This is a genomic window from Pseudomonas aphyarum (assembly GCF_028657055.1).
GTDB classification, from domain to species: Bacteria; Pseudomonadota; Gammaproteobacteria; order Pseudomonadales; family Pseudomonadaceae; genus Aquipseudomonas; species Aquipseudomonas aphyarum.
This window is the reverse complement of sequence record NZ_JAMDGS010000014.1, coordinates 223423-237854: the sequence shown is the minus strand read 5'-3', so window position 1 is coordinate 237854 and position 14432 is coordinate 223423. Positions and strand designations below refer to the sequence as shown.

Sequence of the window (14432 nt, the reverse complement as noted above, 5' to 3'; positions counted from 1 at the left end):
GTCATGAGCGAACAGGGCGAGTCGATCCGTTTCTGGCAAGCCGCGCCTCTGGCCGGTGTCGAGCTGTTGACCGCGCGCTACATCGAGCATCGTTTCGCCCCGCACGTCCACGACGGTTATGTGATCGGCATGATCATGGCCGGCGCCCAGCGCTACCGTTATCGCGGCGCCGAACACCTGGCGGGCAGCGGCACGCTGGTGCTGATCAATCCGGACGAAGTGCATAACGGCCACAAGGGCACCGAGGACGGCTGGCTGTACCGGGCGTTTTATCCCGACACCGGGCAGATCGTCGCGCTGCTCAATGAACTGGAACTACCGACCGCACCGATGCCGGCCTTCGGCGCGACGCTGTATCGCGATCCGGATCTGGTCAACGGTTTCTGTCAGTTGCATCGTTTGCTGGAAAGCCCCGCCACCGCGCTGCAGCAGCAAACGGTATGGCGCGAGATGATGATGCTGCTGTTGCAGCGTCACGCGGCGGTGCAGATCAACGGCAACCCCGGCAAGGAGCACCGCGCGGTGGCGATGGCCAAGGAGTTGCTGCACGCGCAACTGGCGGCGGCGCCCTCGCTGGAAGAACTGGCGGCGGCCGTGAACCTCTCGCCTTTCCACTTTGCCCGGGTGTTCCGCCGCGCCACCGGCATGCCGCCGCACAGTTGGCTGATGCAGCAGCGGATCGCCTGCGCGCGGGGCTTGTTGCAGAGCGGCTGCCTGCCGGTGGAAGTCGCCACGCAGCTGGGATTTGCCGACCAGAGCCATCTGAGCCGGCAGTTCAAACAGGTTTATGGCGTGGGGCCGGCGGCCTATCGCAGTGCGCGGCTGGATCGCTGAGCGCTTACTCGCCGGTGGCGATACCGCGCGACGGCTCGTTGATCCACTCGCTCCACGATCCGGCATACAGCGAACCCAACGGGTAACCCGCCAGGCTCAGGGCGAACAGGTTGTGACACGCCGTCACACCAGAACCGCAATACGCCACCAGATCGGCCGGCGAACGCTTGCCGAGTTTCGCGGCGAAACGCTGCTTGAGCTGATCGGCCGGCAGGAAACGCCCGTCGCTGCCCAGATTGTCGGTGAACGCCGCGCATTGCGCGCCGGGAATGTGCCCGGCGATCGGGTCGATCGGTTCCACTTCACCCTTGAAGCGCGGCAAGGCGCGGGCATCGAGCAGGGTCAGGGCCGGCTGGCCGAGGCGCTGCTGCAACTGCTCTGCGCTGAGCAGTAGGCTCATGTCCGGCTGGCCGCTGAAATTGCCGCGAGCTGCTGACGGTGGATCAAGACTCAACGGCAGCCCCGCCGCATGCCAGGCCTTGAGACCGCCATCGAGAATGAACACGCCGTCGCGCTTGCCCAGCCACGCCAGCAACCACCAGGCCCGCGCCGCATAGGCACCGGGACCGTCGTCATACAAAACCACGTCACTGTCATTGTTGATGCCGAAGGCTTGCAGGCGTTCGATCAGCGCCGCCGGCTCCGGCAGCGGATGACGACCGGTCACGCCCTTGGTCACCGGGCCGCTGAGGTCGCGCTCAAGATCAGCGAAATGTGCCCCGGCGATGTGCCCTTCGGCGTAGCTGCGCTGGCCGTAATCCGGGTCTTCGAGGGCAAAACGGCAATCGAGAATCACCAGCCCCGGTTGCGCCTTGCGGGCATCCAGTGCGGTCGGGCTGATCAGTTGCGCAATCGGCATAGCGAACGACTCCAGTGAGGAAATGGGCTTACGGTCTTTCTTCGAGGGCCTGGGCCAGCGGCACGTAGAACTCTTCGAACAAGGCATTGACCTCATCGCGGGCCTGCTCGGTGACGAACCCCGCTTCCAGCACCAGCACCTGATACACGCCACGTTTGATGGCCTGTTCGCTGAGGTGATTGGAATTCTCCCGGGTCGTGCACAGGAAGCGCACCCACGAGGTGAGGATGATCCACGCGTTGAGGGTCAGGGACTCGATCTGCACCCGGTCCATCTTCAGGATCCCGGCAGCAACGAAGCCTTCGTAGATCGCCGCGCCCTGGATCACGCAGCGCTGGGAGAAGCGCCGATAACGCCCGGCCAGGTCCGGATCGCTGTCGAGCAGGTGCTCGAGATCGCGGTGCAGGAAACGGTAGCGCCACATCGCCGACAGCAGCTCCTTGAGATAGAAACGCTTGTCTTCGACCGTCGCGGCACGGCCCTGGGGCGGACGCAGAAAGCTGTCCACCAGGCTTTCGTACTCACTGAACAGCACGGCGATGATCGCCTGCTTGTTGGGGAAGTGGTAGTACAGATTGCCCGGAGAAATCTCCATGTGGGCGGCGATGTGATTGGTGCTGATGCTGCGCTCGCCCTGCTGATTGAACAGCTCGAGGCTGTTCTGCACGATGCGCTCGCTGGTTTTGATCCGTGGGGCCATGGCTTGAGCTTTAATTCAGAGTGCGTTGGGGGGCATCTTACGACCTAACCGGAACGGGATAAAACCAGGATGCGCAAGGAAGCCATTTGACTTTATAGAGCATAGACTCTAAAAAGTTCCTCACAACAACATCTCCGGAGCTGACGATGACTGCCGATATTGCCTACCTGCAAACGCTGCAACAGCCGCTGGAAGAGCTCAACCGGCTGTTCGATGCGCAGCGTGCCGCCTACGCCGCCAACCCGATGCCGCCTGCGGCCCAGCGCCAGCAATGGCTCAAGGCCCTGCGCGATTTGCTGAGCAGCGAACGGCAGGCCCTGATCGACGCCATCAGCTCCGACTTCAGCCACCGCAGCGCCGATGAAACCCTGCTCGCCGAATTGATGCCGAGCCTGCACGGCATTCACTACGCCAGCCAGCACATCAGCCAGTGGATGAAACCTTCGCGGCGCAAAGTGGGTGTGGCTTTCCAGCCGGCGTCGGCGAAAGTCGTGTATCAGCCGCTGGGTGTGGTCGGCGTCATCGTGCCGTGGAACTACCCGCTGTTCCTGGCCATCGGCCCGCTGACCGGCGCGCTCGCGGCCGGCAATCGAGTGATGCTCAAACTCAGCGAATCGACCCCGGCCACCGGCCTGCTGCTCAAGGAACTGCTGGCGCGGATCTTCCCCGAAGATCTGGTGTGCGTGGTGCTCGGCGAGGCCGATGTCGGCGTGGCGTTTTCGAAGATGCGCTTCGACCACCTGCTGTTCACCGGCTCCACCAGCGTCGGCAGGCACGTGATGCGCGCAGCGGCAGAAAACCTGACACCGGTAACGCTGGAACTGGGCGGCAAATCCCCGGCCATCGTTTCCCACGACGTACCGCTCAAGGACGCCGCCGAACGCATCGCTTTCGGCAAGACCCTCAACGCCGGCCAGACCTGCGTGGCCCCGGACTACGTGCTGGTGCCGGAAGCGCGCATCGGTGGTTTCGTCGAAGCCTATCGCCAGGCGGTGCGCGGTTTTTATCCGACACTCGCCGACAACCCCGACTACACCGCCATCATCAACGAGCGCCAACTGGCGCGACTGAACAGCTACCTCAGCGACGCCACCAGCAAGGGCGCGCTGTTGATTCCGCTGTTCGACCAGGGCCAGGGCCGGCGCATGCCTCACAGCCTGTTGCTGAATGTCAGCGACGAGATGACGGTGATGCAGGACGAGATCTTCGGCCCGCTGCTGCCGATCGTGCCGTATCAGGATCTGGATCAGGCATTTGCTTACATCAATCAGCGGCCACGTCCTCTGGCTCTTTACTACTTCGGCTACGACAAGCGCGAACAGAAGCGCGTACTCAGCGAAACCCATTCCGGTGGCGTCTGCCTCAACGACACGCTGTTGCACGTGGCGCAGGACGACATGCCGTTCGGCGGCATCGGCCCGTCGGGCATGGGCCATTACCACGGGCACGAAGGTTTCCTGACGTTCAGCAAGGCCAAGGGCGTACTCGTTAAACAGCGCTTCAACGCGGCGAAGCTGATCTACCCGCCGTACGGCAAATCCATTCAGAAACTGATCCAGAAACTGTTCATTCGCTAACGTCACCGCCGGGTAATAACAACAATGCACCCAAGCCTGACCGAAACACCTGCCCTGTCGCGCCGTGGCCTGCTGAAATTCAGCCTGGGCGCCACGGCTTTTCTCGCCACCGCCGGCCTTGGTGCCAGCCTTAGCGGCTGTTCGTCGAGCGTTTCAGCCAACGGATTCGCCACGTTGCGCAGCGGCGACCTGCTGTTTCTGCGCGCGCTGATTCCAGTGATGCTGGAGGGCGCCGTTGCTGTGGAAAAGCTGCCCGCCGCTGTCGATGGCACCCTGAAGTCGCTGGATTACAGCCTCGATCACTTGTCGCCGGAAATGCTCAAGCTCACCCGGCAACTGTTCGATGTGCTGGGCATGGCCGTGACACGCGGGCCATTGACCGGAATCTGGGGCAGTTGGGAAAACGCCAGCGCCGAGGCGATCCGTCACTTCCTCGAACGTTGGGAAAACAGCTCGCTGAGCTTGCTGCGCATGGGCCACAGCTCGTTGCTGCAAATGGTGATGATGGCCTGGTACACCCGCGCCGAATCCTGGGCCCATTGCGGTTACCCCGGCCCGCCCGCCGTTTGAGCCTGGCGACCCACGCAAAACAATAATAAGAGAACCTGATCGATGCCCGTACCCGACCCGTTTCGCGAAGGCCTTGCCCGTGGCTGGAAAACCTACAACGGCGCGCAACTCACCGATGACCTGACCCTGGAAGCCGATGTCGCCATCATCGGCAGCGGCGCCGGTGGCGGCACCACGGCGGAAATCCTCAGCGCCGCCGGCTACAAAGTGCTGCTGATCGAAGAAGGCCCGCTCAAGACCAGCAGCGATTTCAAACTGCTGGAAGACCAGGCCTACAGCAGCCTCTATCAGGAAGGCATCGGCCGCATGAGCAAGGATGGCGCGATCACCATCCTTCAGGGCCGCGCGGTCGGCGGCACCACGCTGATCAACTGGACATCGAGTTTTCGCACGCCCGAACCGACCCTCGAACACTGGGCCAAAGAACACAACGTCAAAGGCCACAGCCCCGCCGACATGGCGCCGTGGTTCGAAAAAATGGAGCAGCGCCTCGGCGTCGCCCCGTGGATGGTGCCGCCCAATGCCAACAACGACGTGATCCGCAAAGGCTGCGAACAACTCGGCTACAGCTGGCACGTGATCCCGCGCAACGTGCGCGGCTGCTGGAACCTCGGCTACTGCGGCATGGGCTGCCCGACCAACGCCAAGCAATCGATGATGGTCACGACCATTCCGGCAACCCTGGAAAAGGGCGGCGAACTGCTCTATCTGGCCCGGGCCGAAAAGCTTTTGATCAGCGGCGACAAGGTCACCGGCCTGCAATGCGTGGCGATGGACGAACGCTGCGTCGAGCCGACTGGACGCACCATTACGGTCAAGGCGCGACATTACGTGCTGGCCGGCGGCGGGATCAACAGCCCGGCGCTGCTGATGCGTTCGGATGCACCGGATCCGCACAAACGGCTGGGCAAGCGTACTTTCCTGCATCTGGTTAACATGTCCGCCGGGCGTTTCGACGAGGTCATCAACCCGTTCTACGGCGCGCCACAGTCGATCTACTCGGACCATTTCCAGTGGAAGGACGGCACCACCGGCCCGATGGCCTACAAACTCGAAGTGCCGCCGCTGCACCCCGCACTGGCCGCCACGTTGCTCGGTGGCTTTGGTCAGGAAAGCGCGCAACACATGGCGGACCTGCCGCACACCCACGCGATGCTCGCCCTGCTGCGCGACGGTTTTCACCCGGACAGCCAGGGCGGCAGCGTCGAATTGCGCGGTGACGGCTCGCCAGTGCTCGACTATCAGGTGTCGCCTTACACCTGGGAAGGATTACGCCGGTCATTCCACAGCATGGCCGAGATCCAGTTCGCCGGCGGCGCCAAAGCGGTGATGCCGATGCACGCGGATGCGCGCTACGTGAACAGCCTGGCCGAGGCCCGCTCGTTGATCGACAGCCTGAGTCTGGAGCTGTACCGCACCCGCCTGGGCAGCGCTCACGTCATGGGCGGCTGCGCGATGGGCGAGGACCCGAAAACCGCCGTCACCGACAGCCTCGGCCGCCATCATCAACTGAGCAATCTGTCGATCCATGACGGTTCGCTGTTCCCCACCAGCATCGGCGCCAACCCGCAGCTGTCGGTGTACGGTCTGACGGCGCAACTGGCTACATCCCTCGGCGAACGGTTGAGAAACCCGTGAAAAAGACGAAAATTGCGATCGTCTATAGTGCTTTCTTACCCAACAGGCGACTTTCCCGACCGGGACGGCTGCGATACCATCCGACTCCCCAACGGATTCCCGCCAGGACGACGCGATGAACCGAGTGTTGTACCCAGGTACCTTCGACCCTATTACCAAGGGCCATGGCGATCTGGTCGAACGCGCCTCGCGCCTGTTCGACCATGTGATCATCGCCGTCGCCGCCAGCCCCAAGAAGAATCCGCTGTTCCCGCTGGAACAACGGGTCGAGCTGGCCCGCGAGGTCACCAAACACCTGCCGAACGTGGAAGTGGTCGGCTTCTCGACGCTGCTGGCGCATTTCGCCAAAGAGCAGAACGCCAACGTGTTCCTGCGTGGCCTGCGCGCGGTGTCGGACTTCGAGTACGAATTCCAGCTGGCCAACATGAACCGCCAGCTGGCCCCGGATGTGGAGAGCCTGTTTCTCACCCCGTCCGAGCGTTATTCGTTCATTTCCTCGACCCTGGTGCGGGAAATCGCGGCCCTGGGCGGCGATATCAGCAAGTTCGTCCACCCGGCGGTGGCCGAAGCCCTGACCCTGCGCTTCAAGAAGTAACGACCGTTCAAACGGCGCCCGCGTGCACTACGGGCGCCAATGCGGCACAATTGCGCGCATTGATTCATAGCGCCCGGGCTCCCCGCCCCGGCTGGAGTTAGCATGTCCCTGATCATCACCGACGATTGCATCAACTGCGACGTCTGCGAACCCGAGTGCCCGAACGCCGCCATTTCCCAAGGCGAAGAGATCTACGTGATCGACCCGAACCTGTGCACCCAGTGCGTCGGCCACTACGACGAGCCGCAGTGCCAGCAGGTCTGCCCGGTGGATTGCATTCCACTGGACGAAGCCCACCCGGAGACTGAAGAACAGTTGATGGAGAAATACCGCAAGATCACCGGCAAGGCTTGAGCCACTGAATCCGATCGCAGCTCCCGGCTGCGATCGCGTCATTCACGCTGCTCGAATCCCTCCCCGGTGCAGCCCAGACAACGCACGAACGCCGCTTTCGCCGGCGCCACCACCAACGCCTCTCCCGCATCGCCAATTCCGCCACCCAGCACGGTGAACGGCAACGACACGACGAACGCCCCGGCACCGATCACCGTCGCCACGACCAGCAATGGTCGGGCAATCAGCAGATCGCCGAGCATGGCGTAGGCCGGTGGATTCTGGATAGCGTAACGAGGGTCACCGCTGCCGCCTTCCGTGGCCTGAACGGTCAGGCTGAAGCACAGCAGCAGGGCGACGATGAGGGATTGCAAGGACTTCATGGCACGATCCTTCGGGCTGAACAGTAAGACAACTCACTATAGACCGTAGGACTTTTTCGGACGCTTTGCTCAGCTTTGGCAGCGCGGACACCAGACGCTGGCGCGCTGGCCGAGCTTCATTTCCCGCAGGCCCGTGCCGCAGACCTTGCAGTGCTCGCCGCCACGACCATAGACAAACAGTTCCTGCTGGAAATACCCCGGCTGCCCGTCGCCACCGATGAAATCACGCAACGTGGTGCCGCCACGCTCGATGGCCGCAGCGAGGATACGTTTGATCTCGATCGCCAACTTCAGATAACGCGCCCGGGAAATGCCCTTGGCTTCACGGCGCGGATCGATACCGGCGGCGAACAGTGCTTCGGTCGCGTAGATATTGCCGACCCCCACCACCACCGCGTTGTCCATGATGAACGGCTTGACCGCCATCGAACGCCCGCGTGACAGCTGATACAACCGCTCGCCATCGAACAGATCGGTCAACGGCTCCGGGCCCAAACGGATCAGCAACTCGTGATTGAGCGGGTCGGTGCTCCAGAGCATCGCCCCGAAACGCCGAGGATCGGTGTAACGCAGGGCCAGGCCCGACTCCAGTTCGATATCGACATGCTCATGCTTGGCCGCCGGCATCCCGACCTCAACCAGCCGCAGGTTGCCCGACATGCCCAAGTGGCTGATCAGCGTGCCGACTTCGGCGTTGATCAGCAGATACTTGGCACGCCGCTCGACCAGCACGATTCGTTGCCCGGACAGGCGCACATCGAGGTCTTCGGGAATCGGCCAACGCAGCCGCCGGTCCCGCACGATCACCCGGCTGACGCGCTGCCCTTCCAGGTGCGGGGCAATACCGCGGCGGGTGGTTTCGACTTCCGGCAATTCAGGCATGAGTTCCTCGAATCATTAGCTTCTTGAATCAGTGCGCGCCAAGTTCGCGGATGGTCTGCTTCAACGTTTCGAAGTCGTAATCCGAAAGGCCGATGTACTCAAGCACCAGCGGCCCGACCGCCTGCCATTCGAAGTCTTCGGTCTGGTTGCCCAGCACCCGGTACGACGCGCAGATGTGCTCGGCCATTTTCAGGATCGCCAGCAGGTTTTTCATCTGAGTGTTGCGCGAAGTCTCGTCGCTGAAGATCGCCAAGGCATTGTGGTGGTTGGCGATGGCCGCGCTGACGTGTTCCGGCAGGCGCCAGGACTTGGCGGTGTAATAACCGACCACCGAGTGGTTGGTGTTGTAGACATCGTTCTCGGTGTCCACGACCCGGCGCTCGGCACTCGCGTTGGCGTAGGCCTTTTCGAGCGTCGTCATGTAGTCCGGGAAACGCTGAAGCATCAGCGGCACGCCGCAGTCGTGGAACAGCCCCAAGGCATAAGCCTCGTCGCTGGCCTCGGTGCCGACGCGCTTGGCCAGGGTCAGGCAGGTCATGGCCACGTCCTGGGCGGTATCCCAGAAACGGTTGAGGGTGACGATGGTGTCGTCGTTCATCTCGCCCTTGATCGACATCGCGTTGATCAGATTGACGATCGAACGGCTGCCCAGCAGGTTCACCGCGCGCTTGATCGAAGTGATCTTGTTGCTCAGGCCGTAATACGGCGAGTTGACGATTTTCAGCAGCGAGCCGGACAGGCCGGGATCCTGGGAGATCAGCTTGGCGATCGTCTCCAGGTCCGGGTCGGGCATGTATTGCTCCATTTGCAGATCCACCATGATCTGCGGCTGCGCGGGCACACTGATGCCTTGCAGGGACTGTTGAATCTGTTCGGTGGTCAGCTCTTGGGACATAAGTACACACTCTGGGACAGGCGGCGATTCTAACCTCTAAAAACCGACGGACGACACATCGGGGGCAGATCGGCGGAAACTTTCATTCAAGACCATCTGGCCAATTCTGCCTTCATTCATTTGCAGGCCGGGCTGACGCGCCGCGTGTCCAGCGTCGAACCCGCATGCAGCGCAACACGGTATACTCCCGCTCTTTTTTCCGGAGCGACGTCATGTCCCTGCCTAGCTTGCGCCTCAAAGCCAACGCCGACCGTCGCCTGCGCGCCGGTCACCTGTGGGTCTACAGCAACGAAATCGACGTGGCCGCCACCCCGTTGCACGGCTTCAAGGCCGGCGACCAGGCGATCCTCGAAGCCACCGGCGGCAAGCCGCTGGGCATCGTCGCCATGAGCCCGAACAACCTGATCTGCGCGCGCCTGCTGTCGCGCGACATCAAGCTGCCGCTGGACAAGTCGCTGCTGGTGCATCGCTTGAACGTGGCCCTGTCGCTGCGCGAGCGCCTGTTCGACAAACCGTTCTATCGTCTGGTCTACGGCGATTCCGACCTGCTGCCGGGTCTGGTGGTCGACCGTTTCGGCGACATCCTTGTGGTCCAGCTCGCCTCGGCGACCATGGAAGCCCATAAAGATGACGTGATCGCGGCGCTGACCCAAGTGCTCAAGCCAAGCGGCATCCTGTTCAAGAACGACTCCGCCGCGCGCGATGCCGAAGGCCTCGAGCGTTACACCGAAACCGTGTTCGGCGTGGTGCCGGAGTGGGTGGCGCTGGAAGAGAACGGCGTGAAATTCGAAGCCCCGGTGATTCAGGGCCAGAAAACCGGCTGGTTCTACGACCACCGCATGAACCGTGCGCGCCTGGCCCCTTACGCCAAGGGCAAACGCGTGCTGGACCTGTACAGCTACATCGGTGGCTGGGGCGTGCAAGCCGCCGCATTCGGCGCCAGCGAAGTGTTCTGCGTCGACGCCTCGGGCTTCGCCCTCGACGGCGTTGAGCGCAATGCCGCACTCAACGGTTTCGCCGACAAGATGACCTGCATCGAAGGCGACGTGTTCGAAGCCCTGAAGGAACTCAAGGCCAGCGAAGAGCGCTTCGACGTGATCGTTGCCGACCCGCCTGCGTTCATCAAGCGCAAGAAAGACCTGAAAAACGGTGAAGGCGCCTACCGTCGCCTGAACGAGCAAGCCATGCGCCTGCTCACCAAGGATGGCATCCTGTTCAGCGCTTCGTGCTCGATGCACCTGCCGGAAGACGATCTGCAGAACATCCTGCTGACCAGCGCCCGTCACCTGGACCGCAACATCCAGCTGCTGGAGCGCGGCGGTCAGGGCCCGGATCACCCGGTACACCCGGCCATCCCGGAAACCCGCTACATCAAGAGCATCACCTGCCGCCTGCTGCCGAACAGCTGACAGACGCACGGCAATGACGCTATCGAAAGGGGAGCCCATGGGCTCCCCTTCTTTTTGTCTTTAACTTTGCGTTCCTACATTTATCGTCCTGCCGACGTGCAGGATATTTCCGCGAATACTTTATTTACTGAAATTTAACTTACACACTCACTTCCAGCCAAAGATCACTCCGACAAAATTACTGGATTATTCCTACTTAATATTTGCTTGCGATTAATCCATTACAAACTATTATTAAGTCGTCACCACGGAGGTGACACCAACTAACCACGAAGCAACAACGAACAAGGAGTTCAATCATGAAAGCAATTACTCTGGAATCCCGCACCCTCGCAAACCTGGCTTTTCTGGTCGCACCTAAAGCCCGTTAAGTAAGGTGGGCGCTGGGTATAGCCGGCTACCCAGCGCCTCTGACAAAGCACTTATCCAGAGCAGCGTGCCCCAACATGCATATAAATCCTTATTTATTCATACTGCCACGAACGCCCGGCCAGATAGTCTGGAACTACAAAGACCATACTCAACATGAACTTGATCTTGAATACTCTTCCCGACTGGCGCAACTTGTCCACGACCCTGACTTATACGACGACAGCAATATAATAGACACACAGTTATTAAATGCCGGAATACTGACTTCTTCAAAAATCTCGGCACCAGTCTGGGGCTGGGATGAACTGTCCATGATCTACCATATCGGGACTCGGGATATTCCTTGCGAACACACGCCCCGAAACATTCAGGAATGGTCCAGGCAGTACCTCGAACACTGCAACACAGTGCTTGCCACTCCACCGCCGTACGACATCCCTGTGAATACCCGTCCGAACGCACTCATCGCCCTGCCCGAGCCGCTGGCACTGAATGACGACAGCCTGTCGAATTCACTGATCCGGCGAAAGACCTGCCGATCCTTCACCGGTGCCGCCGTGTCGCTGGACGATGTCGGCACCTTGCTTTACCTGTCACTCGGTTACCTGGGAGAACGCGAAACCGACTGCGACGACAGCATCGCCGAAGGACTGGGCGCGCGGCGCAGCAGCCCTTCCGGCGGCGGTCTCAATGCCTGTGCCGGGTTCGTGTTTGTACAGAACGTCGACGGACTGGCGCCTGGGGTTTATGCCTACCACCCCGCCGAACACGCCCTGAGCTTCATCAACCCTTTGCCCGACACCGCGCCCGGCAATCTGTTGGGGGGCCAGCATTTCATCAATAACCTGCCATTGGGGCTGTTCATCACCGCCCGCTTCGACCGGCTCTGGTGGAAATACCCGCACTCGCGCGCCTATCGAATGGCGTTCGTCGAAGCCGGGCACCTTTCGCAGACGTTTCAACTGGTGGCTACAGCGCTGGGCATGAACACCTGGCTCACGGGCGCGTTTTCCGATGATCAGGTCGAAACGTTGCTGCAACTCGAGAACAGTGCGGAACAACCCTTGTTCTTTGTCGGTTGCGGGGAAAGCGACGGTCAGGCGATGTGTCAGGAAATGCGCGAGCTGCTGCGTGAGGCACAACCATGAGCGCCCTCGCCCCGGCACCGGTCTTTCAGTTCACGCTGAGTGACTGGAACACCCGCGCCTCGGTTCGCACCAGCCCCCACGATTACCGCTTGCCGGAAAACGTGCAGGAACAACTGGAGACCCGGCACTGGTTTCCGCCGGCGTTCCTGCCCTATCTCGCCCACCCGTCTATTGAAGCAGCGGGCCGTTCGATGCTGCATCGGCTTACGGCCCGGCATCTGGTGCATTTTCTCGACTACACCACGTTGCTCGAACACCGGATCGTCAATCGCGCCGTCGAAACCATCGTCCACGGCGAGCTGCCGGTCGCGGTGCCTGCGCCGATGAAAACCGCCGCGCTCCAGCTCTACACCGACGAGGGCTATCACGCCCTGTTTTCCAGTCAGGTGGCAGAGCAGATTGCCAGCCTCTACGCCATTTCCGGGCGCCCGGTCATGCCCAGACGAATCACCCGGATGAACCTGCTGATTGCGCGCACCGCGCAGGCGCAACGGCCGCTGGCGTGCTTTCTTCTGGGCTTCGTTTCGGAAACGATCATTGCCCGTGAACTGCTGGATGTCTGCCGCGACAGCCTGGTGTCCGGGGTCAACGACATGTTGCGCGATCACCTCACCGACGAAGCGCGCCACAGCCGTTATTTCACCGAGGTGTTCCACTACCTCTGGCTGCACCTGAACCCGCGACAGCGAACGTTCACCGCGACGACCTTGCTCGACATTCTGGAAATCTTCTTCGAAGTGGATGAGCACTGGCTGCAGGAAAGCCTCTGTGGCGCGGGCATTGCAAACACCACGGTGATGGACATTCTCGGCACGATGACAACGACCCAGGCCAGTCGGCGGCGGGCACGTGCTGGCAGCCTCGCTACATTGAACGCATTGAAAAAAGCCGGATTTTTTACCGAACCTCAAAACCAGACACTATTTGCCAGGGCAGGACTGATCGATGGATGACGGACAATCTGTGGTGACCCGACGACAGCGGCGCGGGGCTGTCAGTCTTTTGCTGGCAATGGTGTTGCTCGGCGTCTTTCCACTGGATGTCCTGCTGCCCTCGTTCCCGGCACTGGCCGAACATTTTCGCCGCACCCCGGCGGACATCGCCCTGTCGATCAGCCTGTTTGCCGTCGGGATTGCCTTCGCCCAGTTGCTGATCGGGCCGCTGTCGGATGTGATCGGGCGCAAGGGGCTGCTGCTCGCCGGCATGAGCATTTCCATACTCGGCGCCCTCGGGTGCGTGATGACCTCGGACTATTCGCTGTTTCTGATTTTTCGGGTGGTGCAGGCGCTGGGGTGCGGTTGCTTCGTGCTGTCACAGGCGCTGGTGCAGGACCTGTTTGAAGGCGAGCAACGTGATCGCCTGCGGATCCTGATGGTGACCGCCGGCGGGATTTTCATCTCGATATCGCCGCTGGCCGGCACCTTTCTTCAGGCGACGCTGGGCTGGCGCGGCAGCTTCTGGGTGTTCATCGCATTATCAGCCGCAGTGCTGCTCAAGGCCTGGCTGTTTCTGGAGAACACCCGACCGACCGCCAGTGGCACACGTACGAACTTCCTCAGGGCCTATCGACGGGTTCTGGGGGATTTCGACTTCGTCGGTTACTGGCTGATTTCAGCGTTTGCCTTCGCCTGCCACTTTTCATTCATCGTGATCTCGCCGCTGATCTTCATGGATCGACTGCAACTGTCCGCTTACGAGTTTTCGTTGATCCTGCTGATCTACGGTGCGGCTTACGTCACCGGGGGGATCCTCGCCAGCGTGCTGAGCAGGCGCATCAACAGCGGCCAGCAGATGGTCGTCGGCCTGAGCCTGATCCTGTTCGCCGGCGTGACCATGCTGTACCTGTCGTCGAACTTTGCACTGGCTCCGGCGACCGTGCTGATCCCGATGCTGATCTGCACCGCCGGCACCACCATTGCCCGGCCGGCGGCCACGTCCCGGGCCATGAGTCTGTTTCCGGAAAACGCCGGCACTTCGGCCTCGGCCGGCAGCACGATCATTTTCATCTGCGGCGGCTTGATCAGTGCCTTGATCAGCCTGAGCCCGACCAATCTGCAATCCACACTGGGCTACAGCTTCGTGATACTCAGCGGAGTGGCACTGGCGTTGAACGCCCGGATCAGTCGGCGCAACGATCTGGTGGGGCAACCGGACAGCGATTAATCCTGCCGGTCGTCATCCCGCACGCTTCGTCAGCACTGGAACAACGCTTTGCGCCATTCCCTCCTGACGCCAGC

15 protein-coding genes are annotated in these 14432 nt (G+C 61.5%); 10 read left to right on the top strand and 5 right to left on the bottom strand.

Annotated elements, in window-relative coordinates:
- Positions 1-3: 3 nt before the first annotated feature.
- Positions 4-834, top strand: coding sequence for an AraC family transcriptional regulator (locus M5G18_RS21895; protein WP_273896169.1), 831 nt, complete (start codon positions 4-6; stop codon positions 832-834).
- A gap of 4 nt (positions 835-838) precedes the next feature.
- Here M5G18_RS21895 and M5G18_RS21890 read toward each other — a convergent pair whose 3' ends face one another.
- Both M5G18_RS21890 and M5G18_RS21885 read right to left on the bottom strand, forming a co-directional pair.
- On the bottom strand, positions 839-1693 hold the full coding sequence (locus M5G18_RS21890) for a sulfurtransferase (RefSeq protein WP_273896168.1): 855 nt from the start codon (positions 1691-1693) through the stop codon (positions 839-841).
- Positions 1694-1721: 28 nt separating this feature from the next.
- On the bottom strand, positions 1722-2393 hold the full coding sequence (locus M5G18_RS21885; RefSeq protein ID WP_007953407.1) for a TetR/AcrR family transcriptional regulator: 672 nt from the start codon (positions 2391-2393) through the stop codon (positions 1722-1724).
- Positions 2394-2539: 146 nt separating this feature from the next.
- Here M5G18_RS21885 and M5G18_RS21880 point away from each other — a divergent pair, with 146 nt between their 5' ends.
- The 5 genes from M5G18_RS21880 (at position 2540) to M5G18_RS21860 (ending at position 7127) form a co-directional block, all read left to right on the top strand.
- Positions 2540-3970, top strand: a complete 1431-nt coding sequence (locus M5G18_RS21880) for a coniferyl aldehyde dehydrogenase (RefSeq protein ID WP_115079522.1) — start codon at positions 2540-2542, stop codon at positions 3968-3970.
- A 24-nt stretch (positions 3971-3994) separates the two neighbouring features.
- Positions 3995-4540 (top strand): twin-arginine translocation pathway signal protein, encoded by a 546-nt coding sequence (locus M5G18_RS21875; RefSeq protein WP_273896167.1) that lies wholly within the window; start codon positions 3995-3997, stop codon positions 4538-4540.
- Positions 4541-4582: 42 nt separating this feature from the next.
- On the top strand, positions 4583-6178 hold the full coding sequence (locus M5G18_RS21870; protein ID WP_007953413.1) for a GMC family oxidoreductase: 1596 nt from the start codon (positions 4583-4585) through the stop codon (positions 6176-6178).
- A 115-nt stretch (positions 6179-6293) separates the two neighbouring features.
- Complete coding sequence (coaD, locus tag M5G18_RS21865; RefSeq protein WP_007953414.1) at positions 6294-6773, top strand: pantetheine-phosphate adenylyltransferase; 480 nt, start codon at positions 6294-6296, stop codon at positions 6771-6773.
- Positions 6774-6875: 102 nt separating this feature from the next.
- A complete protein-coding gene (locus M5G18_RS21860; protein WP_003195146.1) occupies positions 6876-7127 on the top strand; it encodes a YfhL family 4Fe-4S dicluster ferredoxin in 252 nt (83 codons plus the stop codon).
- Positions 7128-7165: 38 nt separating this feature from the next.
- Here M5G18_RS21860 and M5G18_RS21855 read toward each other — a convergent pair whose 3' ends face one another.
- The 3 genes from M5G18_RS21855 to M5G18_RS21845 form a co-directional block, all read right to left on the bottom strand.
- Positions 7166-7489 carry a multidrug transporter gene (locus M5G18_RS21855; protein ID WP_273896166.1) on the bottom strand — a complete coding sequence of 108 codons (324 nt, stop codon included), beginning with the start codon at positions 7487-7489 and terminating at the stop codon, positions 7166-7168.
- A gap of 69 nt (positions 7490-7558) precedes the next feature.
- Entirely contained in the window at positions 7559-8371 is an 813-nt protein-coding gene (gene mutM, locus M5G18_RS21850) for a bifunctional DNA-formamidopyrimidine glycosylase/DNA-(apurinic or apyrimidinic site) lyase (RefSeq protein WP_007953423.1), read from the bottom strand.
- A gap of 28 nt (positions 8372-8399) precedes the next feature.
- The gene (locus M5G18_RS21845) at positions 8400-9212 is read right to left on the bottom strand and encodes an HDOD domain-containing protein (protein WP_164872189.1); all 813 of its coding nucleotides are present in this window, start codon (positions 9210-9212) and stop codon (positions 8400-8402) included.
- Positions 9213-9478: 266 nt separating this feature from the next.
- On the opposite strand from M5G18_RS21845, the gene M5G18_RS21840 reads away from it, so the two are divergent.
- The 4 genes from M5G18_RS21840 (at position 9479) to M5G18_RS21825 (ending at position 14358) form a co-directional block, all read left to right on the top strand.
- Positions 9479-10675 carry a class I SAM-dependent rRNA methyltransferase gene (locus M5G18_RS21840; RefSeq protein ID WP_273896165.1) on the top strand — a complete coding sequence of 399 codons (1197 nt, stop codon included), beginning with the start codon at positions 9479-9481 and terminating at the stop codon, positions 10673-10675.
- Positions 10676-11121: 446 nt separating this feature from the next.
- The gene (locus M5G18_RS21835) at positions 11122-12195 is read left to right on the top strand and encodes a SagB family peptide dehydrogenase (protein WP_273896164.1); all 1074 of its coding nucleotides are present in this window, start codon (positions 11122-11124) and stop codon (positions 12193-12195) included.
- On the top strand, positions 12192-13148 hold the full coding sequence (locus tag M5G18_RS21830; RefSeq protein ID WP_273896163.1) for a diiron oxygenase: 957 nt from the start codon (positions 12192-12194) through the stop codon (positions 13146-13148). The genes M5G18_RS21835 and M5G18_RS21830 overlap by 4 nt, the downstream gene beginning before the upstream one ends.
- Entirely contained in the window at positions 13141-14358 is a 1218-nt protein-coding gene (locus M5G18_RS21825; RefSeq protein ID WP_273896162.1) for a multidrug effflux MFS transporter, read from the top strand. Before M5G18_RS21830 ends, M5G18_RS21825 begins: the two co-directional genes overlap by 8 nt.
- The last annotated feature ends 74 nt before the right edge of the window (positions 14359-14432 follow it).